General features: G+C 73.7%; 28 protein-coding genes. 18 read left to right on the forward strand and 10 right to left on the reverse strand.

Going from position 1 to position 25,453, the window contains the following annotated elements:
* Positions 1-182 precede the first annotated feature (182 nt).
* The 4 genes from ACZ56U_RS18145 to ACZ56U_RS18160 are packed head-to-tail and all read left to right on the forward strand — an operon-like array spanning position 183 to position 3,678.
* Positions 183-1,616 (forward strand): MFS transporter, encoded by a 1,434-nt coding sequence (locus ACZ56U_RS18145; RefSeq protein WP_469084981.1) that lies wholly within the window; start codon positions 183-185, stop codon positions 1,614-1,616.
* Between the two features lie 60 nt (positions 1,617-1,676).
* Positions 1,677-2,180, forward strand: a complete 504-nt coding sequence (locus ACZ56U_RS18150) for a hypothetical protein (RefSeq protein WP_469084982.1) — start codon at positions 1,677-1,679, stop codon at positions 2,178-2,180.
* A 14-nt stretch (positions 2,181-2,194) separates the two neighbouring features.
* Complete coding sequence (locus tag ACZ56U_RS18155; RefSeq protein ID WP_469084983.1) at positions 2,195-2,842, forward strand: futalosine hydrolase; 648 nt, start codon at positions 2,195-2,197, stop codon at positions 2,840-2,842.
* Positions 2,839-3,678, forward strand: coding sequence for a 1,4-dihydroxy-6-naphthoate synthase (locus ACZ56U_RS18160; protein WP_469084984.1), 840 nt, complete (start codon positions 2,839-2,841; stop codon positions 3,676-3,678). Before ACZ56U_RS18155 ends, ACZ56U_RS18160 begins: the two co-directional genes overlap by 4 nt.
* 26 nt (positions 3,679-3,704) lie before the next feature.
* Here the strand turns inward: ACZ56U_RS18160 and ACZ56U_RS18165 are convergent, their stop codons facing one another.
* Positions 3,705-4,088: a cold-shock protein gene (locus ACZ56U_RS18165; RefSeq protein ID WP_361518438.1), complete on the reverse strand. Its 384-nt coding sequence runs from the start codon at positions 4,086-4,088 to the stop codon at positions 3,705-3,707.
* A gap of 164 nt (positions 4,089-4,252) precedes the next feature.
* On the opposite strand from ACZ56U_RS18165, the gene ACZ56U_RS18170 reads away from it, so the two are divergent.
* Positions 4,253-4,501, forward strand: coding sequence for a hypothetical protein (locus ACZ56U_RS18170; protein WP_469084985.1), 249 nt, complete (start codon positions 4,253-4,255; stop codon positions 4,499-4,501).
* On the opposite strand, the gene ACZ56U_RS18175 is transcribed toward ACZ56U_RS18170, so the two are convergent.
* Together ACZ56U_RS18175 and ACZ56U_RS18180 are read right to left on the reverse strand one after the other, a co-directional pair.
* Positions 4,480-5,112, reverse strand: coding sequence for an HAD family hydrolase (locus tag ACZ56U_RS18175; RefSeq protein ID WP_469084986.1), 633 nt, complete (start codon positions 5,110-5,112; stop codon positions 4,480-4,482). The two genes, ACZ56U_RS18170 and ACZ56U_RS18175, sit on opposite strands and share 22 nt — an antisense overlap.
* Before the next feature lie 32 nt (positions 5,113-5,144).
* Positions 5,145-6,122, reverse strand: coding sequence for a hypothetical protein (locus ACZ56U_RS18180; protein WP_469084987.1), 978 nt, complete (start codon positions 6,120-6,122; stop codon positions 5,145-5,147).
* 197 nt (positions 6,123-6,319) lie between these two features.
* Between ACZ56U_RS18180 and ACZ56U_RS18185 the strand changes: the two genes are divergently transcribed.
* On the forward strand, positions 6,320-8,848 hold the full coding sequence (locus ACZ56U_RS18185; RefSeq protein ID WP_469084988.1) for a helicase-associated domain-containing protein: 2,529 nt from the start codon (positions 6,320-6,322) through the stop codon (positions 8,846-8,848).
* 6 nt (positions 8,849-8,854) lie between these two features.
* Here the strand turns inward: ACZ56U_RS18185 and ACZ56U_RS18190 are convergent, their stop codons facing one another.
* A complete protein-coding gene (locus ACZ56U_RS18190; RefSeq protein WP_469084989.1) occupies positions 8,855-9,412 on the reverse strand; it encodes a hypothetical protein in 558 nt (185 codons plus the stop codon).
* A gap of 136 nt (positions 9,413-9,548) precedes the next feature.
* On the opposite strand from ACZ56U_RS18190, the gene ACZ56U_RS18195 reads away from it, so the two are divergent.
* Complete coding sequence (locus ACZ56U_RS18195; RefSeq protein WP_469084990.1) at positions 9,549-11,192, forward strand: DNA repair helicase XPB; 1,644 nt, start codon at positions 9,549-9,551, stop codon at positions 11,190-11,192.
* 281 nt (positions 11,193-11,473) lie between these two features.
* Here ACZ56U_RS18195 and ACZ56U_RS18200 read toward each other — a convergent pair whose 3' ends face one another.
* The gene (locus ACZ56U_RS18200) at positions 11,474-11,656 is read right to left on the reverse strand and encodes a hypothetical protein (protein WP_469084991.1); all 183 of its coding nucleotides are present in this window, start codon (positions 11,654-11,656) and stop codon (positions 11,474-11,476) included.
* 302 nt (positions 11,657-11,958) lie between these two features.
* Between ACZ56U_RS18200 and ACZ56U_RS18205 the strand changes: the two genes are divergently transcribed.
* Complete coding sequence (locus ACZ56U_RS18205; protein ID WP_469084992.1) at positions 11,959-13,998, forward strand: HelD family protein; 2,040 nt, start codon at positions 11,959-11,961, stop codon at positions 13,996-13,998.
* Between the two features lie 72 nt (positions 13,999-14,070).
* On the opposite strand, the gene ACZ56U_RS18210 is transcribed toward ACZ56U_RS18205, so the two are convergent.
* Positions 14,071-14,763: a copper homeostasis protein CutC gene (locus ACZ56U_RS18210; RefSeq protein WP_469084993.1), complete on the reverse strand. Its 693-nt coding sequence runs from the start codon at positions 14,761-14,763 to the stop codon at positions 14,071-14,073.
* Positions 14,764-14,922: 159 nt separating this feature from the next.
* Between ACZ56U_RS18210 and ACZ56U_RS18215 the strand changes: the two genes are divergently transcribed.
* Complete coding sequence (locus tag ACZ56U_RS18215) at positions 14,923-15,564, forward strand: HD domain-containing protein (protein WP_469084994.1); 642 nt, start codon at positions 14,923-14,925, stop codon at positions 15,562-15,564.
* A gap of 26 nt (positions 15,565-15,590) precedes the next feature.
* On the forward strand, positions 15,591-16,658 hold the full coding sequence (locus tag ACZ56U_RS18220; protein ID WP_469084995.1) for a GNAT family N-acetyltransferase: 1,068 nt from the start codon (positions 15,591-15,593) through the stop codon (positions 16,656-16,658).
* On the opposite strand, the gene ACZ56U_RS18225 is transcribed toward ACZ56U_RS18220, so the two are convergent.
* Positions 16,640-16,918, reverse strand: coding sequence for a DUF4031 domain-containing protein (locus ACZ56U_RS18225; RefSeq protein WP_469084996.1), 279 nt, complete (start codon positions 16,916-16,918; stop codon positions 16,640-16,642). The two genes, ACZ56U_RS18220 and ACZ56U_RS18225, sit on opposite strands and share 19 nt — an antisense overlap.
* Positions 16,915-17,310: a hypothetical protein gene (locus ACZ56U_RS18230; protein ID WP_469084997.1), complete on the reverse strand. Its 396-nt coding sequence runs from the start codon at positions 17,308-17,310 to the stop codon at positions 16,915-16,917. Before ACZ56U_RS18230 ends, ACZ56U_RS18225 begins: the two co-directional genes overlap by 4 nt.
* A gap of 55 nt (positions 17,311-17,365) precedes the next feature.
* Here ACZ56U_RS18230 and ACZ56U_RS18235 point away from each other — a divergent pair, with 55 nt between their 5' ends.
* The 3 genes from ACZ56U_RS18235 to ACZ56U_RS18245 all read left to right on the forward strand — a co-directional run bounded on the left by ACZ56U_RS18235 (position 17,366) and on the right by ACZ56U_RS18245 (position 20,737).
* Complete coding sequence (locus ACZ56U_RS18235; protein WP_469084998.1) at positions 17,366-18,298, forward strand: MurR/RpiR family transcriptional regulator; 933 nt, start codon at positions 17,366-17,368, stop codon at positions 18,296-18,298.
* Positions 18,299-18,422: 124 nt separating this feature from the next.
* Positions 18,423-19,358, forward strand: a complete 936-nt coding sequence (murQ, locus tag ACZ56U_RS18240; RefSeq protein ID WP_469084999.1) for an N-acetylmuramic acid 6-phosphate etherase — start codon at positions 18,423-18,425, stop codon at positions 19,356-19,358.
* Between the two features lie 17 nt (positions 19,359-19,375).
* Complete coding sequence (locus ACZ56U_RS18245; protein ID WP_469085000.1) at positions 19,376-20,737, forward strand: PTS transporter subunit EIIC; 1,362 nt, start codon at positions 19,376-19,378, stop codon at positions 20,735-20,737.
* A gap of 12 nt (positions 20,738-20,749) precedes the next feature.
* On the opposite strand, the gene ACZ56U_RS18250 is transcribed toward ACZ56U_RS18245, so the two are convergent.
* Positions 20,750-21,142 (reverse strand): hypothetical protein, encoded by a 393-nt coding sequence (locus ACZ56U_RS18250; RefSeq protein WP_469085001.1) that lies wholly within the window; start codon positions 21,140-21,142, stop codon positions 20,750-20,752.
* Positions 21,143-21,258: 116 nt separating this feature from the next.
* Here ACZ56U_RS18250 and ACZ56U_RS18255 point away from each other — a divergent pair, with 116 nt between their 5' ends.
* From ACZ56U_RS18255 to ACZ56U_RS18275, 5 genes are all read left to right on the forward strand, one after another.
* Entirely contained in the window at positions 21,259-22,098 is an 840-nt protein-coding gene (locus tag ACZ56U_RS18255; RefSeq protein ID WP_469085002.1) for a helix-turn-helix domain-containing protein, read from the forward strand.
* Entirely contained in the window at positions 22,082-22,270 is a 189-nt protein-coding gene (locus tag ACZ56U_RS18260) for a DUF397 domain-containing protein (RefSeq protein ID WP_469085003.1), read from the forward strand. The genes ACZ56U_RS18255 and ACZ56U_RS18260 overlap by 17 nt, the downstream gene beginning before the upstream one ends.
* A gap of 86 nt (positions 22,271-22,356) precedes the next feature.
* The gene (locus ACZ56U_RS18265; RefSeq protein ID WP_469085004.1) at positions 22,357-22,545 is read left to right on the forward strand and encodes a DUF397 domain-containing protein; all 189 of its coding nucleotides are present in this window, start codon (positions 22,357-22,359) and stop codon (positions 22,543-22,545) included.
* A gap of 10 nt (positions 22,546-22,555) precedes the next feature.
* Complete coding sequence (locus ACZ56U_RS18270; RefSeq protein WP_469085005.1) at positions 22,556-23,527, forward strand: ankyrin repeat domain-containing protein; 972 nt, start codon at positions 22,556-22,558, stop codon at positions 23,525-23,527.
* 83 nt (positions 23,528-23,610) lie between these two features.
* On the forward strand, positions 23,611-24,177 hold the full coding sequence (locus tag ACZ56U_RS18275) for a hypothetical protein (protein ID WP_469085006.1): 567 nt from the start codon (positions 23,611-23,613) through the stop codon (positions 24,175-24,177).
* Between the two features lie 105 nt (positions 24,178-24,282).
* Here the strand turns inward: ACZ56U_RS18275 and ACZ56U_RS18280 are convergent, their stop codons facing one another.
* Entirely contained in the window at positions 24,283-25,404 is a 1,122-nt protein-coding gene (locus ACZ56U_RS18280; protein ID WP_469085007.1) for an NADH:flavin oxidoreductase, read from the reverse strand.
* Between the last annotated feature and the right edge of the window lie 49 nt (positions 25,405-25,453).

Genomic DNA, 25,453 nt, shown 5'->3' on the forward strand with positions numbered 1-25,453 from the left:
GCCACCCATTGTGCGGGATGGCTGAGATACGCACGCTACCTGTTCGCGTGCGCTCGGCCTACACCGACGGGACGTTTGCCACCCGCCCACCGGTCTCGGTATGGCCACAGCACGTCCGCGAACGCGCGGCCATACGCGCGGTAACGGCACTACAAACCCCTCAGTCGGGGCACTATGACGTCGTGGCAACCGCGAAGACACCCCAAGGAGCCACCGGGACCGGTGGGGCCAAAGGGCTCAAGGGAAGCAGCCGACGCACCGGCACGGGCCGGGCGCGCGGCTCCTTCCGCTCGGTCGGCCGCGCCCTGCACCTGCCGTTCACCGGCCCCGCCCGCGGCATCCGCAAGGCCACCCACGCGCACGGAGCCGGCGAGTCCGGCCTCGGCAAGCTGATCGAACTGCACGGTGTGAACGGCGCCGGCGATGTGATGATCACGGTCGCCCTCGCCTCCACGGTCTTCTTCTCCGTCCCCACCGACGAGGCACGCGGGCGTGTCGCGCTCTACCTCGCCATCACCATGGCCCCCTTCACCGTGCTCGCCCCGGTGATCGGCCCGCTCCTGGACCGCCTGCCGCACGGCCGCCGGGCCGCGATGGCGGGCGCCATGCTGGCCCGGGCGCTGCTCGCGCTGGTGCTGGCCGGGGCGGTGGCCACCGGCAGCATCGAGATGTACCCGGCGGCCCTGGGCGTCCTGGTCTCCTCCAAGGCGTACGGCGTGGTCAGAAGCGCGGTCGTGCCCCGCCTGCTGCCACCCCGCTTCTCCCTGGTGAAGGCCAACTCCCGGGTCACCCTCGGCGGACTCCTCGCCACCGCGATCGCCGCGCCGATCGCCGCGGGACTCCAGTCGCTCGGACCGCGCTGGCCGCTCTACGGCGCCTTCGTCATCTTCCTGGTGGGGATGTTCCTGTCCTTCACGCTGCCGCCGAAGGTCGACTCCGCCAAGGGCGAGGACATCGCGCTGCTCGCCGCGGACAAGGACCACCTGCACGGCCCGCACCGCCACCCGGTCAAACGCCCCGGGCTGCGCACGGTCGGCATCGCCGTCACCCACGCCCTCGGCGCGAACGCCTCCCTGCGCTTCCTGTCCGGGTTCCTGACCTTTTTCCTGGCGTTCCTGCTGCGCGAACACCCGCTGTCCGGGCAGAGCGCCGCGGTGTCGCTGGGCCTGGTGGTCGTCTCGGCCGGCGTCGGCAACGCGCTGGGCACCGCGGTCGGGGCATGGCTGCGGCAACGCGCGCCCGAGCTGCTCATCGTGACCGTCGTCGCGTTCGTCCTCGGTGTCGCGATCACCGCGGCGATCTTCTTCGGGGCGTTCCTGGTGGCCGTCCTCGCCGCGGTCGCCGGGTTCGCGCAGGCGCTGTCCAAGCTGTCCCTGGACGCGCTGATCCAGCGGGACGTGCCCGAGCAGGTCCGCACGTCGGCGTTCGCCCGCTCCGAGACGCTGCTCCAGGTGTCCTGGGTGTTCGGCGGCGCGGTCGGGATCGTGATGCCGCTGAACGGCTCGCTGGGCCTGTCGGTGGCCGCCGTGGCCGTCGCCGCGGGCTGGCTGACGACGGCCAGAGGGCTGCTGAGCTCGGCCCGGCACGGCGGCGGCACCCGCACGCGCGTGGCGTAACGCACGGCACGCCGCACCCCACATGGCGATGCCGGTGAAGGCGCCCGATAGCCTTCGGCCATGACCATGATGCGATCCGTTGTGCGACGCCGCCGCGCCGTCGCCGTCGCCGGCGCCGTTTCCGCCGGACTGCTCGTCCTGTCGGCCTGCGACAAGCCGACCCCGCGAGCCACCGTCACGGTCGGCGACAGCTCGGTGAGCGCCGAGGCCGAGTGCTACGACGGCGGCGACAACCTGGGCCAGGAGAAGGCCACCAAGTGCGCCCTGAAGAAATCCTCCGACTCCATCGACGTGCCGCAGAGCGAGACCCTGCGCATCGGCGTCGACCCTGAGATCGCGGACACCGGCTGGGCGCTGTGGATCAACGGCCAGCAGGTCACGCCGGTCTACAAGAAGACGTACTACTCCTTCCAGGGCGTCGACCTCTTCTCCGAGCAGCAGGGCCAGGCCGCGCCCAAGCAGCTGTACATCAGCATCGTCCAGCAGAACAAGCCGGGCAAGGAAGGCACCAGCAAGCAGTACGAGGGCGTGTGGAACTTCAAGCTCGTCAACGACGACGCCTGAGCCGTACCCAACCGATGCGCGTCCTCGTGGCCACCGCGGTCCCCGTAGAACGGGACGCGGTGGCCCGCGCGTTCACGGGGACGACGGCCCCGACGGTCGACGTCATCGCCGCCGGGGTGGGTCCCGCGCTCGCCGCCGCCACCACGGCCACCGCCCTGGCGGGCACCCCCTACGGCCTGGTCGTCTCCGCGGGGATCGCCGGCGGCTTCCAGCCCGAGGCCCCCGTCGGCTGCCTCGTGGTCGCCGACGAGATCACCGCGGCCGACCTCGGCGCCGAGACCGCCGAGGGGTTCCTGCCCGTGACCGAGCTGGGCTTCGGGACCGTCACCCACCGTCCGCCCGAGGCCCTCGTACGGGACGCCGTGGCCGCCACCGGGGCCCGCCGCGGTGCCGTGCTCACCGTCTCCACCGTCACCGGCACCGCCGCCCGCGCCGCCGCGCTCCGCGCCCGCCACCCCACCGCCCTGGCCGAGGCCATGGAGGGCTTCGGGGTGGCCGAGGCCGCCGCGCTGCACGGGGTGCCCGTGCTGGAGGTGCGGGCCGTGTCCAATCCCGTCGGTCCCCGCGACCGTGCCGCCTGGCGCATCCCGGACGCCCTGGCCGCCCTGACCGAGGGCTTCGGGAAGCTCGCGCCCGTACTGGAGAGTTGGAACCAGTCATGAGCCTTCAGATCGCTTACTCCCCCTGCCCGAACGACACCTTCGTCTTCGACGCCCTCGCCCACGGCCGTCTCCCCGACGCGCCCGAGCTGGACGTGACGTTCGCGGACATCGACCTCACCAACGGCATGGCCGAGCGCGGCGAGTGGGACGTCCTGAAGGTGTCGTACGCCGTGCTGCCCTACGTCCTCGACGAGTACGCCCTGCTGCCCTGCGGGGGCGCGCTGGGCCGGGGCTGCGGGCCGCTGGTGCTGACGCGGGAGGCCGGGGTGGACCTGAGGGGCCGTACGGTCGCGGTGCCCTCCGAGCGGTCGACGGCGTATCTGCTCTTCCGGCTCTGGGCGGCCGACACCCTGCCCGGCGGGGTCGGGGAGATCGTCGTCATGCCGTTCCACGAGATCATGCCCGCCGTGCGCGACGGGAAGGTCGACGCCGGACTGGTCATCCACGAGGCCCGCTTCACCTACCACGGCTACGGGCTGCACAAGCTCGCCGACATGGGCGAGCACTGGGAGGCGACGACCGGGCTGCCGATCCCGCTCGGCGCGATCATCGCGAAGCGTTCCCTCGGCGCGCGGACGCTGACGGGCCTGGCCGACGCCATCCGCCGCTCGGTGCGCGCCGCCTGGGACGACCCCGAGGTCTCCCGCCCCTACGTCATGGCACACGCCCAGGAGATGGACCCGTCCGTCGCCGACCAGCACATCGGGCTGTACGTCAACGAGTTCACCCACGATCTCGGCGTGGACGGCTATGCCGCGGTCCGCGGACTCCTCACCCGTGCGGCGGCCGAGGGGCTGGTGCCGCCCCTCGGCCCGGACGCACTGGAATTCCCTTAGAAATCAAGGGTTTTTGGACAGTTGCTCTAAACGTCGAGCTGGTCGGCGACCGCCCGCAGCAGACCCGCGATCTTCTTTCCGGCGGCCTTGTCGGGGTAACGCCCGCGCTCCAGCATCGGCGTGATGTTCTCGAGAAGGGTCGTCAGATCCTGCACGATCGAGGCCAGCTCGTCCGGCTTCTTGCGGGTGGCGGCCGCGACCGACGGTGTCGGATCGAGGACGACGACCGAAAGCGCCTGGTCACCGCGTTGTCCGGCGACGACTCCGAACTCCACCCGCTGGCCCGGCTTCAGGCTCTCGACTCCGGCGGGGAGGACCGAGGAATGGACGAAGACGTCACCGCCGTCGTCGCGGGAGAGAAAGCCGAAGCCCTTCTCACTGTTGAACCACTTGACCTTGCCGGTAGGCACGTCTGTTCCTCGTCCTCGTACTCGTCGGAAAACTGCTTCTGAAACGGCTCTTGATAGCACTGGGGCGGGTCGTCGGGACCCGCCGGTACCAAGGCTAATGGTCTTGTGGCCGGTGACAAGACGTCGCCCGGTTGTTCCTCCGGGCAGGGAACTACCCTGGTCCGGTGCGTGACAAAACCCAAACGAATTCCGCCGCGCCCGGTGACCGACTGATCCGCGCCGGTGCCGTCGTGTTCTTCATCGGTGCGGTGGCCACACTGGTCACCGTGGCCCCGCTGCTCCTCGGGACGACGCCCTTTCCGACGTACATGTTCGGACTGAGCATGCTGATGGGCGTCGGTTTTCTGATGGCCGGCGCGGGCGTGCTCCGGTCGGTCGCGGCGGGGCGGCGTCAGGCGCGGGCCGGACGGTAGCCGGCGAACCAGGCCGGGAACTCGGTCAGGTCGGCCATGATCACGTCCGCCCCGGCCTCGGCCAGCTCCTGCGCGCTGCACGGGCCGGTGGCCACGGCGACCGAGAGCGCCCCGGCGGTCCGGGCGCCCCGTACGTCGCCGAGGTGGTCGCCGACGTAGACGCTCGCCCCGTGCTCGCGCAGCGCCTCGGCCTTCTGCTCGGCCCACAGGTCGCCGATCACCGCGTCCGGGTCGAGACCGAGGTGCTCCACGTGGAGCTTGGCGTTGGGCGCGTACTTCGCGGTCACGACGATCGCCCGGCCGCCGGCGGCCCGCACGGCGGCGATGGCCTCGCGGGCGCCCGCCATCGCGGTCGTCGCGGCGATCGCGATCGACGGGTACAGCGACCGGTAGAGGTCGGCCATGGCGGGGACCTGTTCCGCCGGGAACCAGTTGCTCAGCTCGTCCGCCAGCGGCGGTCCGAGCCGGGTCACCACGAGGTCGGCGTCGACGTACACGCCCGTCCGCGCGGACAGCTCCAGGAAGCAGGCGCGGATACCGGGGCGGGAGTCGACGAGCGTCATGTCGAGATCGAACCCGACGGTCGGGGCGCAGACGTGTGCAGAGGCCATATGGGCCATTGTGCCCAGTGGGTACGACCGTCCTACCGGCGCCTCTGCGAACGCCACACGAGGAACAGCGCCGAGGCGACGGCCGCGCCCCGGAGCACCCACGGCCAGGTGTCGGCGACCGCGTCGTTCATCTGCCCCTCGGCGATGGGCGCGCCCCAGCGGCCCTCGCCGCGGCCCCACAGCCACACCACCCCGGCGGTGAGCGCGAGTCCGGGCAGGAACATCACCGCCCACTTGGTCTCCGCGTCGGTCAGCCGCCGCGAGGCGTAGGCGATGAGCCAGCCGAGGAGGAGGGCGACGAGGTTGCCGAGGACCGCCCCGGCGACGAGGAGGCCCGCGGCGATCAGCAGCAGCGGGTTGCTCCACCTCCCCCGGGGCAGGGAGAGCCACCGGCGGCGCGCGGCGGGGGCCTCCTCGACCACCGCGGGTTCGAGCACGGCGGCCTTCTCCAGGACCGGCCCGGGCTCCTCCTCCTTCGGCGGCGGGGGCTTGAGCAGCTCCGGGATCTCCACACCGCCCACGAACCCCGCCGGTACGGCTTCCCCGATCCCGAACGGGGTGGGGTCCGTGCGCCACCAGTCCGGCTGGCGCGAGCGGTCCCCGATCTCCGCCTCCCCGGCGAGGTGCGGCGGCACGGAGGCCTCGTGCACGGGCTCGGCGGGGCGCGGCCTGGGCACGATCCGGCGCAGCCCCTTGGCCCGGCTCTCCCCGCCCTCCCGGTCCGGCTGCACGGGTACGGCGGTGGGGGGCGGGGCGGGGGCCGGGGTCCGCGGTGCGGCGCCGGTGCCGCCCGCCGCGGTGACGACGTCGTCCGGGCTGCCGAGCCGGGCGATGATCCGGCGCACGGCCGCGGGGCTGTCCACGGGCGTCTTGGCCCGTCGCCGGTCGATCTCGTCGCGCAGCTCGGACACGAGCCGCATCCGGGTGCCGGACGGCAGCTGCCGCTGCTGGGCCACGTCACCGACGCGGCTCAGATACTCGTAGACGACCTGGTCGCTCTCGATACCCACGAAGTCCCTCCGGGGGGCGGCGCGTTGATTCCCCGGGCACGACCGTATCGCGCGCGGGCCGGCCGACGTAGCCGCACGGGGCGCGTGCCGCGCGACGCGGAGGGCACCCGGCGCGGCCGTACGCGGGCGGGGCGCGGGGGTGCCCCGGTCCGTGGACGCGGAACTCGCTGTCGTGCCCACCCGCTACCGTGGGTCGGATGAGCACCCCGGCCACACCGCCCCGCTCCCTCGCAGAGGCTCTGCGCGCAAGGGACGACGCCTCCCTCGGCGCTCTCCTGCGGGCCCGCCCCGATCTCATCACCCCCGTCCCCACCGACCTCACCCAGTTGGCGACCCGGGCGGGGACCCGGGCCTCGGTGGTCAGGGCGCTGGAGCGGCTGGACCGGTTCGCGTTGCAGACCGCGGAGGCGCTGGCGGTCGCCGGGGACCCGGCGTCGCACGAGGAACTGCTCGCTCTGCTGGCGGGCGACGCCGGTGACCCGGTGGTCACCGGGGCGCTGCCCCGTGCTCTCGGGACCCTGCGCGAGCAGGCGCTGGTGTGGGGCGAGGACGACCGGCTGCGGCTGGTGCGGACCGCGCGGGAGCTGCTGGCGCCCTCGCCGCAGCACCCCTCGCCCACCGGGCTCGGGCCGACGGTGCGGGAGGCCACGGCCGGGATGTCGCCGGGCCGGATCCAGGAGATCGTGACGGCCGCTGGTCTGCCGTCGACGCACGACTCGGTCTCCGCGGTGACGGCGCTCACGGCCCTGTTCACCGACCGCGCGCGGATGACGGCCCTGCTCGACGGCCTGCCCGAGGACTCCCTGGAGGTGCTGCGGCGGCTGGTGTGGGGCCCGCCGTACGGGCAGGTCAGCGCCGACCCGGCGGCGAGGCTGCGGCGCCTGCTGGACCTGGGGCTGCTGCTGCCGACGGCGCCGGGGACGGTCGTCCTGCCGCGGGAGGCGGCACTGCACCTGCGGGGCGGTCTGGCGCACCGCGTCACCGAGCCCCTGCCGCCGGCCGTCGAGGCCGCGGCCGCCCACCGCCCGCAGGTGGTGGACGCGACGGCGGCGGGCCAGGCGTACACGGCCCTGGCGACGGTCGAGGAACTGCTGAAGGACTGGGACGAGGGCGGGCCCGCGGTCCTGCGCGCCGGCGGTCTGAGCGTGCGCGATCTCAAGCGCACCGCGGTCGCCCTCGACGTCTCCGAGCCGATCGCCGCGTTCTGGGTCGAACTCGCCTACGCGGCGGGCCTGATCGCCTCCGACGGCGAGGCCGAGGAGCGCTACGCGGCGACCCCCGCCTACGACGAGTGGCTGGAGCGCCCCGCGGCCGAGCGCTGGGCGCACCTGGCCGGGACCTGGCTGACGGCGACCCGGACGGCGGGCCTGATCGGCGGCCGGGACGCGAAGGACCGCACCCTGTCCGCGCTGGGCCCCGGCCTCGACCGCAGCGCGGCACCGGAGGTGCGCCACCGTGTGCTGACCCTGCTGGCCTCGCTGCCGGAGGGGGCCGCGCCGGCAGCGGAGTCGGTGCTGGCCCGGTTGCGCTGGGAGCGTCCGCTGCGCGGGCCGCACCGCGACGACGACCTGCGCTCACGGCTCGCGCGGTGGACGCTGAGCGAGGCGGAGCTGCTGGGCGTGACGGGCCGGGGCGCGCTGTCGGGGCAGGGCCGGGCCCTGCTGGGGGCGCCGCCCGCGAAGGCCACGCGGGAGCAGCCGTCCGGGCCCGGCGACAAGCTCCCGGTCCACCATCACACGCCGCCCGCCCCCGAGCCCCTGGCGGGCCCCGAGCAGGCGGTGGCCTCCGCCGCGGCCGCCCGTCTGCTGGCGCCGCTCCTGCCCGAGCCGCTGGACCACGTGCTGCTCCAGGCCGACCTGACCGCCGTGGCCCCGGGTCCGCTGCGCCGCCCCCTGGCCGAGGTGCTGGGTGTGCTGGCGGACGTGGAGTCGAAGGGCGGGGCGACGGTGTACCGCTTCACGCCCGGCTCGGTCCGCCGGGCCCTGGACGCCGGCCGGTCCGCCTCCGACCTGCACGCCTTCCTCGCCGCGCACTCCCGTACGCCGGTCCCCCAGCCGCTGAGCTACCTGATCGACGACGTGGCCCGCAGACACGGCCACCTGCGGGTGGGAGCGGCCTCCGCGTACGTCCGCTGCGACGACGACACCCAGCTCAACGAGATCCTCGCCGACAAGCGGGCCGCCGGTCTGGGCCTGCGCCGGCTGGCGCCCACGGTCCTGGCCGCCCAGGTCGACCCGGCCACGCTCCTGGAGGGCCTGCGCCATATGGGCTTCGCGCCGGCCGCCGAGTCGGCGGAGGGCGACGTCCTGATCGCCCGGGCCCACGCCCACCGCACCCCGCCCCGCACGGCCCCCGCACCGGTCCCGGACGGCCCCCCGGTCCCGGACGCCACCCTGCTCACGGCCGCGGTCCGCGCCATCCGGGCGGGCGACCTGGCCGCCACGACCCCCCGCAAGGAGAGCCCCGCCACCACCGCCCCCGGCGAACTCCCCCGCACCAGCTCCGCCGAGACCCTCGCCACCATGCAGGCCGCCGTCCTCACCAGCGAGGCCCTGTGGATCGGTTACGTCAACGCCGAGGGCACCGCGAGTCAGCGGGTCGTCGCCCCGATCCGGGTGGAGGGCGGCTTCGTGACGGCGTACGACCACACGGCGGACGAGGTGAGGACATACCCCTTGCACCGCATCACGGGAGTGGCGGAACTGGCGGAACCGGCGGACGACTAGGCCCGGTCAGCACTCCCCGACCGGGGCGTCCGCCGGCAGGCCGAAGTGGGCGCGGGCGGCCGCCTCCAGGGGCCCGGAGGAGAGCGGGGTGTCCGCCTCGGACTCGGCGAGGAACCCGAAGTGCGCCTCCGTCCAGTCCGCGTACTCGGCGCCGTCCGGCGGCTCCTCCAGGGAGTCGACGCGAAAGCCGCCGTCCGCCTCCCGGGTCAGCCGCACCACCTGCGGGTACGCGCCCCCGCCGCACTCCACGAGGGCGTGGTCGTGGACCCCGTACTCCATGCACAGGGTGTTGACGCCCGCCCGTATCCGCCCCTCGCGCTCGTCCAGCTCCAGCGCCTTCGCGCGGCAGAACCAGCGCGCGTCGATCCCCGGCACCGCCTCGCCGTACCCGCTCCCCCGGGAGTCCGCCGCGAGCCGTGCCTCGATCACCGGCCGCACCTCGCCCCACAGCCGGCCGTCCACCCCGGCCGGTCCCATCACCCAGGCGCCCGTCACCACCAGCACCCCCACCGCGCCCCCGCCGGTCACCCAGCCGCGCACCGACAGCCCCGCCACAGCGCCCACCGCCCTCCCCGCGCCCCGTGCGGCGCTCGCCAGGTCAGACGGTCGAGGGGGGACCAGGGTTGCCCACGACGGGGCCACCGCTTCGGCGCGCGGTACGGCACACTGGAGGTTTGGCCGTAGAAAGGGTGTGCCGCGCGTGAACGGACCGCTGATCGTCCAGTCGGACAAGACTCTGCTTCTGGAGGTCGACCACGAGCAGGCCGACGAGTGCCGTCGGGCCATCGCGCCGTTCGCGGAGCTGGAGCGGGCGCCGGAGCACATCCACACCTACCGGGTGACCCCGCTGGGGCTGTGGAACGCCCGCGCGGCCGGGCATGACGCCGAGCAGGTGGTCGACGCGCTGGTGCAGTACAGCCGGTACCCGGTGCCGCACGCGCTGCTCGTGGACGTCGCCGAGACGATGGACCGGTACGGGCGGCTCACGCTCAGCAAGCACCCCGCGCACGGGCTGGTGCTCACCACCACCGACCGGCCGGTGCTGGAGGAGATCCTGCGCTCGAAGCGGATCATCCCGCTGGTCGGCGCCCGCCTCGACCCCAACACCGTGGTCGTGCACCCCTCCGAGCGGGGGCAGATCAAGCAGACCCTGCTGAAGCTGGGCTGGCCGGCCGAGGACCTCGCGGGGTACGTCGACGGCGAGGCGCACCCGATCGAGCTGGCCGAGGACGGGTGGGCGCTCAGGCCGTACCAGAAGCAGGCCGTGGAGAACTTCTGGCACGGCGGCAGCGGGGTCGTCGTGCTGCCCTGCGGTGCCGGCAAGACCCTCGTCGGCGCCGGGTCCATGGCGCAGGCCAAGGCGACGACCTTGATTCTGGTGACCAACACCGTCTCCGCCCGGCAGTGGAAGCACGAGCTGGTGAAGCGGACCTCGCTGACCGAGGAGGAGATCGGCGAGTACAGCGGGACCCGCAAGGAGATCCGGCCCGTCACCATCGCCACCTACCAGGTGCTCACCACCCGGCGGAAGGGTGTCTATCCGCATCTGGAGCTCTTCGACTCCCGGGACTGGGGCCTGATCGTCTACGACGAGGTGCATCTGCTCCCGGCCCCCGTCTTCAAGTTCACGGCCGATCTCCAGGCCCGGCGGCGCCTCGGCCTCACGGCCACCCTGGTGCGCGAGGACGGGCGGGAGTCCGACGTGTTCTCCCTCATCGGGCCCAAGCGGTTCGACGCGCCCTGGAAGGAGATCGAGGCGCAGGGGTACATCGCGCCCGCCGACTGTGTCGAGGTCCGCGTCAACCTCACGGACTCCGAGCGGCTCGCCTACGCCACGGCCGAGCAGGAGGAGAAGTACCGCTTCTGTGCGACGACCGCGACCAAGCGGAAGGTCACGGAGGCGCTGGTCAAGCGGTTCGCGGGGCAGCAGATCCTGGTGATCGGGCAGTACATCGACCAGCTCGACGAGCTCGGTGAGCATCTGAACGCGCCCGTGATCAAGGGCGAGACGTCCAACGCGCAGCGCGAGAAGCTCTTCGGCGCCTTCCGGGAGGGCGAGATCAGCGTGCTGGTGGTGTCGAAGGTGGCGAACTTCTCCATCGACCTGCCCGAGGCGACGGTCGCCATCCAGGTGTCGGGCACGTTCGGGTCGCGGCAGGAGGAGGCGCAGCGGCTGGGCCGGGTACTGCGGCCGAAGGCGGACGGGCACCAGGCGCACTTCTACTCGGTGGTGGCCCGGGACACCATCGACCAGGACTTCGCCGCGCACCGCCAGCGGTTCCTGGCCGAGCAGGGGTACGCCTACCGCATCGTGGACGCGGACGAGCTGCTGTCGGAGGGGTGAGGGGCGGAGGCCGCGGGGAGTGTGGGCCGGGGGCCCGGGGGGTGTGGGCCCGGGGGCCGTGGGCCCGGGGGCCGTGGGCCAGGGGCCCGCAGGGCGTGGCCCGGAGGCCCGCAGGGCGTGGGCCAGGGGACCGAGGCGCGTGGGCGTGGCCCGGAGGCCCGCAGGGGCGTGGGGCCAGGGGACCGAGGCGCGTGGGCCGGAGCACGCAGGGGCGTGGCCCGCAAGGGCGTAGGCCAGGGGGCCGCAGGGGCGGGGCCCGGAGGCCCGCAGGCCGGGGCCGGTTACTTGCGGCGGACGCCGGCTTCCTCGCCGTACTCGCCGAGTATGACGACGTCGAAGGCGGCGCCCGCGAAGACGCGGACCGCGCGGAAGGCGTCGCCGAGCAGGTGGGTGGTGTGGCCGCCGGACAGGGGGGTCGCTCCGGACGGGCGACGGGGGGCTGGGGTGAAGGTCGCTGCACTCATGTCTCCATGGTGGCGCGCGAGGCAGGAAGAGGGCATCGGCCGCAGGTCCCCTTCCGCCCTGCTACCTGGGTACACCCGCAGGGTGGCGCCTCCCCCACCCGACGCAGGGGTGACCCCCTAGGGGATCCGGGACGGGCGGGCCTGCCGGTCCGCGGGAAATCCGTTGGCTCCGGCCCCTCCGGCTCGCCTAGAATCCCCGCTCTTGCCCGCCTCCTCCTCGGAGCGCCGCCGGCCGGACGGAAACCGGTCGGCATCTCGCAGCAGCAGCCGCTCACGCCCGCAGCACCTTCGGAGGCACCCCCTTGTCCACGATCGTCGACGACCCGCTCGGCCGCGAACGCTCCCACCTCGCCGCGTCCCGCGCCGCCCTGCGCGCCATGCGTGAGGACGTCGAGTCGCTGGACATCAGCGACGTGACCGCGAACTGGGTCAACGCCGAGGTCCTCGCCCGCCAGATCGACGAGCGCATCAAGGCCCTCGCCGACCTCAGCGACACCCCGCTCTTCTTCGGCCGCCTCGACTACCTGCACGCCCCCGGCGCGGACCGGGCCGAGGGCGCCGAGGGCGAGCGCTTCTACATCGGGCGCCGGCACGTCCACGACCACGACGGCGACCCGATGGTCATCGACTGGCGCGCGCCGGTCTCCCAGCCGTTCTACCGGGCGTCCAAGAAGGACCCGATGGACGTCGCTCTCAGGCGCCGCTTCGGCTACACCGGCGGCGAGCTGACCGCGTACGAGGACGAGCACCTCTCCGACCCCGACGAGGTCGCCACCACCAGCAAGCTCCTCCAGCAGGAGATCGAGCGGCCGCGCGTCGGCCCGATGCGGGACATCGTCGCCACCATCCAGCCCGAGCAGGACGAGATCGTACGGTCCGGGCTCGGCGGGACGGTCTGCGTGCAGGGCGGTCCGGGGACCGGGAAGACCGCCGTCGGCCTGCACCGGGTCGCGTATCTCCTCTACGCCCACCGGGAGCGGCTCGCCCGCACGGGGACCCTCGTCATCGGGCCGAACCGGTCCTTCCTGCACTACATCGAGCAAGTCCTCCCGGCGCTGGGCGAGTTGGCGGTGAAGCAGGCCACTGTGGACGACCTGGTCGCCGGTGGCGCGGAGGTGCGGGGCACCGACGACGCGGCGGCGGCGGTCATCAAGGGCGACGCCCGGATGGCGGAGGTGGTCCGGCGGGCCGTCTACGCGCACGTGAGCATGCCGACCGAGCCGGTCGTCGTCGTGCGGGGCTCGCGGCGCTGGCGGGTCCCGGCGTACGAACTGGAGGCCATCGTCCGTGAGTTGCTCGGCCGTGACATCCGCTACGGGGCTGCCCGCGAGGCCCTCCCGCAGCGCATCGCGCACGCCGTGCTGGTGCAGATGGAGCGCTCGGGGGAGGCTCCGGACGACCGAGTGCAGGACGCGGTGGCCCGCAACAGCGCGGTGAAGGCGGCCGTGAAGGCGATCTGGCCGCCCGTCGACCCGGCCAGGCTGGTGCTGAGGCTGCTGACGGACGCGGACTTCCTCGCCGTGCACGCGGACGGGGTCCTCGACGAGGACGAGCAGCGGACGATCCTGTGGGCGAAGCCCGTCCGGAGCGTGAAGTCGGCCAAGTGGTCGGCGGCGGACGCGGTGTTGATCGACGAGGCGAGGGACGTGATCGAGCGCACGCACTCCCTGGGCCATGTGGTGCTGGACGAGGCGCAGGACCTGTCCCCCATGCAGTACCGCGCGGTGGGGCGCCGCTGCACGACCGGTTCGGCGACCGTCCTCGGCGACCTCGCACAGGGCACCACTCCGTGGGCGACGCGGAGCTGGGCCGAGGCGCTGGCCCACCTCGGCAAGTCCGACGGCGTGATCGAGGAGCTGACGGCCGGTTTCCGTGTCCCCACGGACGTCATCGCCTACGCCTCCCGGCTGCTCCCGCACATCGCGCCGGGGCTCACCCCGGTCGCCTCGGTCCGCGAGAACCCGGGGTTCTTCGACCTGCGCGAGATCGGCGACACGGCCGAAGTGGTCGCCGCGTGCGAGGAGTTGCTCGGCAACGAGGGGTCGACCGGGCTGATCGCGGCGGACGAGCGGGTGCCGGTGCTGGCCGCGGCGCTGGCGTCGGCGGGGATCGGGTACCTGGCACCCGGTGAGGAGACCACCGCCGAGACGCGGCTGACGCTGGTACCGGCGTCGCTGGCCAAGGGCCTGGAGTACGACTACGTGGTGCTGGACGAGCCGTCAGCGGTGGTGGCCGGGGAACCGGACGAGCGGACGGGCTTGCGGCGACTGTACGTGGCCCTGACCCGAGCGGTGTCGGGACTGATCGTCACACACACGACACCACTGCCGGCGCAGCTCTGACCGCTGCCGGGCCCGGGCTTCCGGGGGGCCTGACCGCACCTCGACGCGACCCGCGCCTGCGGCGAATCCCGCTCACCCGGCGTCAAGAACGCGGCGCCACTGCTCCACCGCTGCCGCCGACACCGGCGTCTCCCAGCCTCCCGGTCGCGCCGCGCCGCCGATGTGGAAGGCGTCGATGCCCGCGGCCCGCAGCACCGGTACGTGGTCAAGGCGCAGGCCGCCGCCCACGAGGATCTGCTGCTCGTACCCGGGCTCCCCGGCCCTCGCCGCCTCCGCGAGGAGGGTCGGGAGGCCGGCGTCCACCCCCGCCGGCGATCCGGCCGTCAGGTAGGTGTCCAGTCCCGACAGGCCGTCCAGCTGCTTGCGCAGGGCGTCCCGGTCGGCGGCGTGGTCGACCGCGCGGTGAAAGGTCCACCGGCAGCCGTCCAGCGCGGCCACGACCTGCTCCACCGCGTGCACGTCCACGCCGCCCTGCGCGTCGAGGAAGCCGAGCACGAACTCCTGCGCCCCGGCCCGGCGCAGCTCGCGCGCGACCCGGACCACCCGTGAGACGTCCCCCGCGTCGAACCCGTCCGCCGGCCGGAGCATCACCCGCAGGGGGATGTCCACGGCCGCGCGGATCCCGGCGAAGGTCTCCACGGTCGGGGTCAGGCCGTCGGCCGCCATGTCGGTGACCAGCTCCAGCCGGTCCGCGCCACCGGTCTGGGCCGCGAGCGCGTCCTCGACGTCGAGGGCGATCACCTCCAGGACTGCACGCTTGCTCATGGGACCCCATTCGTCGGCGAGGGACGGCTCGGACATCGACCACTACAGGTCTAGTCCAATCTCCAGACTACGCCCACCTCCGCCGACGATCACCTCTTCCCCCGCCTCCCGCGCCCCGCCTCCCGCCCCCGCCCGGGCAGGGCGCGGGACAATCGGGGCATGGCTGATCTCGACGCCCTGCGCGCCCGCTTCCGCCGGACCCTGGAAGGAGCCCGGGGACCCGAAGGACCCGATCCCGACCCCTATGCCGACAACCTGCTCGGCCGCTGGCAGGAGCCGCAGCGCCGCTACCACACGCTCGCGCACCTGACCGCGGTCCTCGACCACGTCGACGTACTGGCGGAGCACGCGGACGACCCGGACGTGGTCCGGCTGGCGGCCTGGTTCCACGACGCGGTGTACCTGCCCGACCGGTCGGAGAACGAGGAACGCTCCGCCCGTCTCGCCGAGCGCGCCCTCCCCGAGGCCGGCCTGTCGGCGGCCAGGACCGCCGAGGTGGCCCGGCTGGTGCGCCTCACCGTCACCCACGACCCCGCCGACGACGACCGCGACGGCCAGGTGCTGTGCGACGCCGACCTCGCGATCCTCGCCGCGCCGCCCGCCGCGTACGCCGCGTACACCGCCGCCGTCCGCGAGGAGTACGGCTTCGTGCCCAGCGAGGCCTTCCGGGAGGGCCGGGCGGCGGTGCTGCGCCGGCTCCTGGAACTGCCGCGGCTGTTCAGGACGCCGTACGGGCGGGCGGAGTGGGAGGCCACGGCCCGCTACAACCTCGCCGGGGAGCTGGAAATGCTGTCGCCCTGAGAGGGCGGGCCGCCTAGCCTGCCCGCATGGCAGACATGGGTGCGGAACGGGTGACGGAGGCTGTCGCGAGCGCGGTGGCGCTGCTGCGGACGGCGGTGGGCCGGGACTGGGAGGGGGTGCGGGCCGGCCGGCTGGAGTGGAGCTGCCGGGAGACGGCGACGCACATCGCGGAGGATCTCATCGCGTACGCGGGGCAGTTGGCGGGCCGGGCGCAAAACGCCTACGTGCCCTTCGAGATCGCCCTGGAGGAGGGCACCGACAACGCCGGGATCATCCAGCTCGTCGAGACCACCGGCGTGCTGCTCTCGACCACCGTCCGCACCACCCCGCGCGCCGTCCGCGCCTTCCACCCCTACCCCTTCCGCAGCGCCGGCCGCGAGGGCTTCGCCGCGATGGGCGTCGCCGAGGTGCTGCTGCACGCGCACGACATCGCCGAGGGCCTGGGCCTGCCGTACGAGCCGCCCGCGCACCTCGCCGAGTACGTGCTGACCGGGATCTTCCCGCACGTCCAGCCGGGCCCCGACCACTGGCGCACCCTGCTGTGGGCCACCGGCCGCGGGGAGTTGCCCGGCCGCGCCCCGCTCACCGGGTGGCGCTGGAACAACAACCTGGTCCTGGACACCGAGCGGCTCACCCTGGAGGGTGTCTCGCCCGCGGCCGCCGCCGACCTGGCCGCGGGCGGCACGGGCGGTTTCGACTGGGTGGTGGGCGGGCCGTACCAGGGCACGCGGGACGCGTCCGGGATGGTGCTGAAGGCGTACGAGGCGGGCGTGCACCGGCCGGAGTTCGGGCTGTTCGTCCTCGTCCGCCGGGAGGACGACCTCGCGGTCGGCGGCGTGGGCTTCCACGGCGCGCCCGACGAGGAGGGCCGGGTGGAGATCGGCTACGACCTCGTGGAGGGCGTGCGCGGCCGGGGTTACGCCACCGAGGCGCTGCGCGGGCTGGCGGACTGGGCGCTGGAGCGGGACGACGTGAGCACCCTGTTCGCGACGATCGACCGGGCGAACATCCCCTCCCAAGGGGTGGTCTCCCGGGCGGGGTTCACCCGGGCGAGCGAGGACGCGGAGGTGCTCGCCTACGAACTCGGGCGCTGAGGGCGCCCCTTGGGCACCCGCAGCCCCGACTCCGTCAGCAGCCGCACCACGTCACGGCTGCTGACCTCCACCGCGCCGGCGGCCACCACGTCGGCGTACCGGTGCGAGGGGATGTCGTAGTGGTCCCGTTCGAAGGCGCGCCGGGGCACGCCCAACCGGTCGGCGAACGCGTGCAGTTCGTCGTAGGAGACGTCGCTGACGAGGTGGGACCACATGCGGCCGTGGCCCGGCCAGGCGGGCGGGTCTATGTAGACGGTCACGAGGAGGCCGCCCCGCCGGTCGCGGGGCCCAGCGCCCCCACCGCGGCGACCTTCACCCCGGCCTTGTGGCACACCCAGTGCGGGTCCGGCCCGAGCTCCGGCTCGACCTCGAGGGCGTGCGGGTCGCCCGCCCCGCACACCGGGCACAGCGGCCAGCGTCCGTACCGCTCCAGGAGCGCGTCCTGTACGTCCTGGGCGACGAGCCCGGCCACGAACTCCGTGCCGTCCGGCCACTGCTCCACCCACCAGCGGCGCTGGACGACGGCGTCCTCGACGAGGGAGACCACGTCCGCCTCGGCGACCTGGCCCGCGACGAGGTCGGCGAGCACGAGGGCGCGTGCCGCGTGCAACGCCTGCTCCAGGGGGCTGATGGGGAGGCCGGAGGGATCCATGCACCCATTGTGCGCACTCTTGACCACAGGACCGAGCCGAAAATATCTTTCATGGGTGACCCGGGAAGTGAAGGAAATTTTCGGCAGCGGCTCGCGCGGTGCGGGAGGCGCCCCGCCGGCCCCCGCCGCCCTCGCGGCCAAGGTGCGCACCCTGGCACCCTCGATGACCCGCTCCATGCAGCGCGTCGCCGAGGCCGTCGCCGCTGACCCGGCGGGCTGCGCGGCCCTCACGGTCACCGGCCTCGCCGAACTCACCGGCACCAGCGAGGCCACGGTCGTGCGCACCGCCCGCATCCTCGGCTACCCCGGCTACCGTGACCTGCGCCTCGCCCTCGCCGGCCTCGCCGCACAACAGCAGTCCGGGCGGGCACCCGCGATCACGACCGACATCGCGGTCGACGACCCGATAGCGGACGTGGTCGCGAAACTCGCCTACGACGAGCAGCAGACCCTCGCCGACACCGCGGCCGGTCTGGACACCGTGCAGCTGGCCGCGGCGGTGGTGGCGGCGGCGACCGCCCGCCGGATCGACGTCTACGGCGTCGGCGCCTCGGGCCTGGTCGCCCAGGACCTCACCCAGAAGCTGCTGCGCATAGGCCTGATAGCGCACGCCCACCACGACCCCCACCTCGCCGTGACCAACGCCGTGCAGCTGCGCGCGGGCGACGTGGCCATCGCGATCACGCACTCGGGTGCCACGGGTGACGTCATCGAGCCGCTGCGGGCGGCCTTCGAGCACGGGGCGACGACGGTGGCGATCACCGGCCGCCCCGACAGCCCGGTCACGCAGTACGCCGACCACGTCCTGACGACGTCCACGGCCCGGGAGAGCGAACTGCGGCCCGCGGCCATGTCGTCGCGCACGAGCCAGCTGCTGGTGGTGGACTGTCTGTTCGTGGGGGTGGCGCAACGCACCTACGAGACCGCGGCCCCCGCGCTCGCCGCGTCCTACGAGGCGTTGGCGCACCGGCACCGCGGCCGGACCTGAGCCGTGGCCGCACCCTCGGTCCGCCACTGAAAGGGCCACCTCGAAGAGCGACCGCAGAGAACCACCGCAGAGAGCCACCGAAGAGAGCCACCTCAAAAAGAGCCGCCTGAAAGAGCCACCCCCCATGACTTCCACCTCCGAGCCCCGGGATCTGCGCGCCGAGCTGGCGACGCTGACCACCGAGGCCTTCCGTCCCGAGCTGGCCGAGATCGACCGGCTGCCCGTGCTCGACATCGCGCGGCTGATGAACGCGGAGGACGCGACCGTCGCCGCCGCCGTCGCCGCCGGGCTGCCCGCGATCGCCGCCGCCATCGAGGACATCGCCGACCGTATGAGCCGGGGCGGGCGCCTGGTCTACGCCGGTGCCGGTACCGCGGGGCGCCTCGGCGTGCTGGACGCCTCCGAGTGCCCGCCGACCTTCAACACCGACCCCGCGCAGGTCGTCGGCCTGATCGCGGGCGGCCCCGCGGCCATGGTCGCCTCGGTGGAGGGCGCCGAGGACTCCCGGGAGCTGGCCGAGGCGGACCTGGACGCGCTCGGGCTGGGGGCGTCCGACACGGTGGTCGGCGTCTCCGCCTCCGGCCGCACCCCGTACGCGATCGGCGCCGTCGAACACGCCCGCGCCCGGGGCGCGCTGACGGTCGGTCTGTCCTGCAACGCGCACAGCGCGCTCGCGGCGGCCGCCGACCACGGCATCGAGATCGTCGTGGGCCCGGAGCTGCTCACGGGCTCCACGCGCCTGAAGGCGGGCACGGCCCAGAAGCTGGTCCTCAACATGCTGTCGACGATCACGATGATCCGCCTGGGCAAGACGTACGGGAACCTCATGGTCGACGTCCGCGCCTCCAACGAGAAGCTGCGCGCCCGCTCCCACCGGATCGTCGCGCTCGCCACCGGCGCGGCCGACGAGGAGATCGAGCGGGCCCTGGCGGCCACCGACGGGGAGGTGAAGAACGCCATCCTGGTGCTCCTCGCCGACGTGGACGGCCCGACCGCCACCCGCCTTCTGGAGGACTCCGGCGGCCATCTGCGCGCCGCGCTGGCGGCGGCGGGCGGCTGACCCGCACGCTCGGTGGCGTGCCTACCTCGACCGATCTCGCCGCCGCCCTCCTGCCCCTCGTCGGCGGCCCCGCGAACATCACCTCCGTCGCCCACTGCATGACCCGACTGCGCCTCGGCCTGGTGGACCGCGCGCTGGTGGACGGGGAGGCGCTGCGGGCCCTGCCGGGGGTGCTGGGCGTGGTCGAGGACGACACGTACCAGATCGTGCTCGGCCCGGGCGCGGTGGCGCGGGTGACGGCCGATTTCGAGGCGCGCCTGCGCAAGGAGACGCAGGGGGCCCGCAACGCGACCCCGGTGAAGCTGGCGCTGCGCCGCGTGGCGAACGTCTTCGTGCCGCTGATCCCCGCCCTGATCGGCTGCGGCATCCTGGCCGGTCTCAACGGCCTGCTCCTGAACCTGGGCCTGCTGCCCTCGCTGACCCCCGCCCTGGGTGCGATCGCCAGTGCCTTCATGGCCCTGATCGCGGTCTTCGTCGGCCACAACACGGCGAAGGAGTTCGGCGGCACCCCGGTGCTCGGCGGCGCGGTCGCCGCCATCGTGGTCCACCCCGGCGTGGCGAAGGTGACGGCGTTCGGGGTGACGCTGGCGCCGGGGCAGGGCGGGGTGCTGGGCGCGCTGGCGGCGGCGCTGCTGGGGACGTACGTGGAGAGGTGGTGCCGCAAGCGGCTGCCGGGGACGCTGGACGTGCTCCTCACCCCGACCCTGACCCTCCTCGTCTCCGGTCTGGCGACGCTCTACGTCCTCATGGCCACGGCCGGCGCGGTCTCCTCCGCGATCGGCACGGCGGCGAACTGGCTGCTGACGACCACCGGCGCCCTCGCGGGCCTGGTGCTGGGCGGCCTGTTCCTGCCCCTGGTGATGCTGGGACTGCACCAGGCCCTCATCCCCGTCCACACCACCCTCATCGAACAGCAGGGCTCCACGGTCCTCCTCCCCCTCCTGGCCATGGCGGGCGCGGGCCAGGTCGGCGCCTGCCTCGCGGTCTACGTCCGGCTGCGCCACGACGAGCCGCTGCGCACGACGATCAGGTCGGCGCTCCCGGCGGGGCTGCTGGGCGTGGGCGAGCCGCTGATCTACGGGGTCTCGCTGCCGCTGGGACGGCCGTTCCTGACCGCCTGTGCGGGCGGTGCGGCCGGGGGTGCCTTCGTCGGGCTGTTCGCGATGCTCGGGCAGCGGGTGGGAGCCACGGCGATCGGACCGTCGGGGTGGGCGCTGTTCCCGCTGCTGGCGGGGGACGGCGGGCTGGGTACGGCGGTGGCGGTCTACGGGGGCGGGCTGCTGACCGGGTACGCGGTCGGGTTCGGGGCGACCTACGCGTTCGGGCTGCCCCGCGGCCGAACGGCCTCCGAGCCCCCGCGCGCCGGAAGCCCGACCTGACCCACGGCGGGCTCAACAGGGCATCCGCCCCTCCCTGTTGAGCCCCCGCACCCGCGCCCGCAGCACCTCCTCGTCCGACGCGGCCCCCACCGCCCCGGGCGGACAGTCCCACTCCCGGCCGCCCCCGACCGGCCGCAGCTGCACCGCGCCGCCGACATGCCCCATGACCTCGCCGACCCGCCCGTCCCGCTCGTCGAGCGCGTACGCCCCGACCGCCGGCTCCTCGCCCCGCAGCACGGAGGCCAGCCGCTCGGCCGTGCGGACGTTGCAGCGGCCGAGATCGACGAGCGCGAAGGGTTCGCCGGTGGCGGCGGACACGGCGTCCACGCGGAGCGAGGGGAGGACCACTCCGGCACCCACGAGCGCCTCCCGCAGGGACGCCACGACTTCTTCGGTCGACCGCACTCTTGCCTCCGTATGCACGCTGAGTTCACCGTTCGCGACACAGAGTGGCGCACCCGGCCCTAACCTGGCCATACAGGGATTCCCAACAACTACTGGTGCTGGGCCGGGGGTTGCACATGGCAGGACCGAAGGATCTCGATCCGTCGTCGTCACCGAGGGCGTTGCTGGGAGCGGAGCTACGGCACGCGCGGGAGAAGGCGGGACTGAGCCAGGACGAGCTCGGGCGGCGGCTGTTCGTGAGCGGGACGTTCATCGGGCAGCTGGAGGCGGGGACGCGCAGAATGCAGCCGGACTGTGCGCGGATGCTGGACGACGTACTGGGCACCGAGGGGTTCTTCCAGCGGAACTGCGTCGCGGCGGCGAAGTCCAAGTACCCGGAGCACTTCGCGGAGGCGGCGGAGGCGGAGGCACAGGCCACGGCGATCCGCGAGTACGCGCCGCTCCTGATCCCCGGCCTGCTCCAGACACCCGCGTACGCGCGGGCCGTGAACCAGGCCTACGACCCCACAGCGCCGCAGGAGACCATCGACGAGTGGGTGGAGGGCCGACTGGAGCGGATCCGGCTGCTTGACCATCCAACAAAGCCGTTGTTGTGGATCGTTCTTGACGAGGCTGCGTTGCGTCGGCAGACGGGTGGGCCAGCGGTGATGGCGGAGGTCCTGCGGCACATCGCAGGCCTGACCCATCGGAACCGAGCCCTCGTGCAGGTCCTGCCGTTCGACGCGGGAGCGCACTCCGCGATGGAAGGCGCCCTGAAACTGATGGAGTTCGAGGACGCCCCGCCCCTGGTCTATCGCGAAGGGGTTCACACCGGACGGATGGAAGACGACCCAGCCACGGTCGCCCAACTGAAGTTCACGTTCGACCTCCTTGTGGCCTCCGCGCTCCCCCGCAAGAAGTCCCTGGCTCTGCTGGAGGCGATGGCGCAGGATTACGACCATGAGGAACACCCCTGAGATCTGGCGCAAGTCGAGCTACAGCGGCGGCGGTGGCGGTAACTGCCTCGAAGTCGCCGACGGCCACCCCACCACCGTCCCCGTCCGAGACTCCAAGAATCCCCACGGTCCGAAGCTCGTGTTCCGGACGGCGAGTTGGACCGCCTTCATCGAGGCGGTGAAGACCCCGTAGGGGGCGCGTCGATCTCCTTGTCGCCTCAACCCGCCCACGTCAGGAGTCCCTGGCCCTGCTGGAGACGATGGCGCAGGATTACCTCCATGAGGAACATCCCTGAGATCTGGCGCAAGTCGAGCTACAGCGGCGGCGGTGGCGACAACTGCCTCGAAGTCGCCGACGGCCACCCCACCACCGTCCCCGTACGGGACTCCAAGAACCCCCACGGCCCGAAGCTCGTGTTCCGGGCGGCGAGTTGGACCGCCTTCGTCGAGGCGGTGAAGACCCCGTAGGGGGCGCGTGATGACGGGTCGGGGCGAGGGCTGGGCCGGCATGGACTACCGGGGCTGGCAGGACCACGAGGACGTACGGCGGCGGCTCGACGCGGGCGCCGATCCCGAGGCGTGGGGCGCGGGCGGCTCGCGGCCACTGCACCGGGCGGCCGTGTTCGGCTCCCCGGAGGTCGTCGCGGAACTGGCCCGGCGGGTGGCGGACGTCGACGCCCTGGAGAACGGTGCGACGGCGCTGTGGGGGGCGCTCACCTACGGCCGCGCGGAGAACGCGCGCGCGTTGGCCGAGGCGGGGGCCGACCCGTGGCGCCCCGGGTTCGGCGGTTGGTCGGCGGGCCGCCTGAGCCTGGCCGGCCCCACCCCGGACCTGTTCCTCCCGCTGCCCGAGGGAGTGCCGGACCTGACCGACGCGGAGCGGGCGGTGGCGCGGGAGGGCCGGCGGCTGCGCGCGGCGGTGAGCGCGCCGGACCACGACGGCTTCGGACTGGCCTGCGTGGCCGGGATCGACGCCGAGGAGGCGATCCGCCGCCTGGAGGCGACACCGGCGGACGGTGAGGTGATCGCCGAGCTGCTGGAGGACCCGTACGCCCTCGACACGGACGAGACCCTGCGGCTCGTCGGCGTGACGACGGTGCCGGGCGGCTGCGTCGTCAGCCAGCCGTGGGGGTACGCCCCGAGCCAGCCGGGTGTCCAGAAGCCCCTGTCGGTGGGCACCGTCTGCTACAGCCTGTACGCCAACCCCAAGAGCGGCAACCAGGGCGATGTCTACCGCGACGGCACCGGAGAGGCCTGCGACCTCCATCCGGGCGGCGGCCCGGACGAGGACGACACCCCGCAGGAGGTCCTGTTCTCCTACGTCCACCAGGGCAACGCGGTCACCTACGCCCTCGCCTACGCCGGTCTGCGCCCCACGGACGCCAGAGGGATCACCGGCTTGCCGGACACCTGGGTGGAGTTGCCGGAACGCGACTACTGGGCGCCGTGACGGCGCGGGCCGTTGTGGCGCCCCGCACGCGCGAGCGCCGGGCCGGTTACCGAAAACCCCGAGGACTGCGCAGACTGATAGCCATGAACCACGCCCAGCTCACCGCCCTGGGCCGCGCCCTCCGCCTCCTCGGCGAGCACGGCGAGGCCCTCACCGCCGACACCCCGGACACCAAGCTGCACGAGGTCAAGGCCGACATCAGGCGTGCCCTGGAGCTGCTGGACGACAGTGTCACCGCCGCCGCCCCCAGCACCCGGTGCGCCGAACACCCGAACGGTCCGGTCGACGAGAACGCCCCCGACCTGTGCCTGCTGTGCGAGACCCGGCGCCGCGCCGCCCGCCGCGCCGAGATCAACGGCCCGGCGGCGCAGGCCGGTTCCGTCACCGCCCCCTCCCGGTACGGGGTCCGCGAGGACCGGCCCCGGCCGCAGCAGCGGTGGCTCCCGGAGATGTGGAACGGGCAGGTGTGGCAGCTGTGCGGCACGCCGAGGCGGGACCGGCGGGAGGCAGAGATCTACCTCGCCGCCCAGCGCCGCGCCCCGCGTGCCGCGATGGCGTACCGGCTGGTGCACGAGTTCACCGACTACGAGGTGCTGCGGGTGTGGGGCACACCGGTGAAGGTGGACATCGAGCCGCTGGGCAACCTGTAGTGCGCGTTGACGTGTGTCTCAGCCCGTCCGGCGTTCGAGGACGAGGCCCTTCGGGCCGACGAAAGCGCAGCCCCAGGGACGCGCCCCCGCCGGCCCGCGGCGCGATCAGCTCAGCGAGCGCAGCGCCGCCGCGTCGTACGGCTTCAGCTCGTCCGTCCGGCCCGCCAGCACCTTCGCCGCCCACTGCGGGTCCTGGAGCAGCGCGCGGCCGATGGCGACCATGTCGTACTCCTCGCGCTCCAGGCGGTCCAAAAGGTCGTCGATGCCGCGCACCGGGGAGCCCTCGCCCATGAAGCCCTTGATGAAGTCGCCGTCGAGGCCGACCGAGCCGACGGTGATGACCTGCTTGCCGGTGAGCTTCTTGGTCCAGCCGGCGAGGTTGAGGTCGGCGCCCTCGAACTCGGGCAGCCAGTAGCGGCGGGTGGAGGCGTGGAAGGCGTCGACACCGGCGGCGGCCAGCGGCGCGAGGAGGGCCTCCAGCTCCTGCGGGGTCTCGGCGAGCCGGGCGTCGTAGGCCTCCTGCTTCCACTGCGAGTAGCGGAAGATGATCGGGAAGCCGGGCGAGACGGTCTCGCGCACGGCGGCCACGAGTTCGGCGGCGAACCTCGTCCGGGCGACGGCGTCACCGCCGTAGGCGTCGGTGCGCCGGTTGGTGCCCGCCCACAGGAACTGGTCGATCAGGTAGCCGTGGGCGCCGTGGATCTCGACACCGTCGAAGCCGATGCGCTCGGCGGCGGCCGCGGCCTCGGCGAAGGCGCCGATGACGTCGTCCAGGTCGCGCTGGGTCATCGCCCGGCCGGTGGGCTCGTCGGCGCCGGGGCGCAGACCGGAGGGGCCCACGGAGGGGGCGTCCGGGACGGGGCCCTTGCCCGGGGTACGGGTCATGCCGATGTGCCACAGCTGCGGGACGATCGTGCCGCCGGCCGCGTGCACGTCCGCGGCGACCTTCGCCCAGCCCGCGAGCTGCTCCTCGCCGTGGAAGCGCGGGACGCGGTTGCTCTCGCCCGCCGAGTCGTGACCGACGTAGGTGCCCTCGGTGACGATCAGGCCGACCCCGGCCGCCGCCCGGCGCGCGTAGTACGAGGCCACGTCCGCGCCGGGCACGCCGCCCGGGGAGAACATGCGGGTCATGGGCGCCATGGCGATGCGGTTCGGGATGTCGAGGCCGTTGATCGAGATCGGCCGCGAGAGGACCTCGGCGGCGCGGGTGGGGGCGGGGGCGGTCACGTGGGGGCTCCTCGGGGACGGACGGGCCGGGTGATACCGGCTGGTATGT

The organism is Streptomyces sp. NPDC034103 (assembly GCF_055575395.1).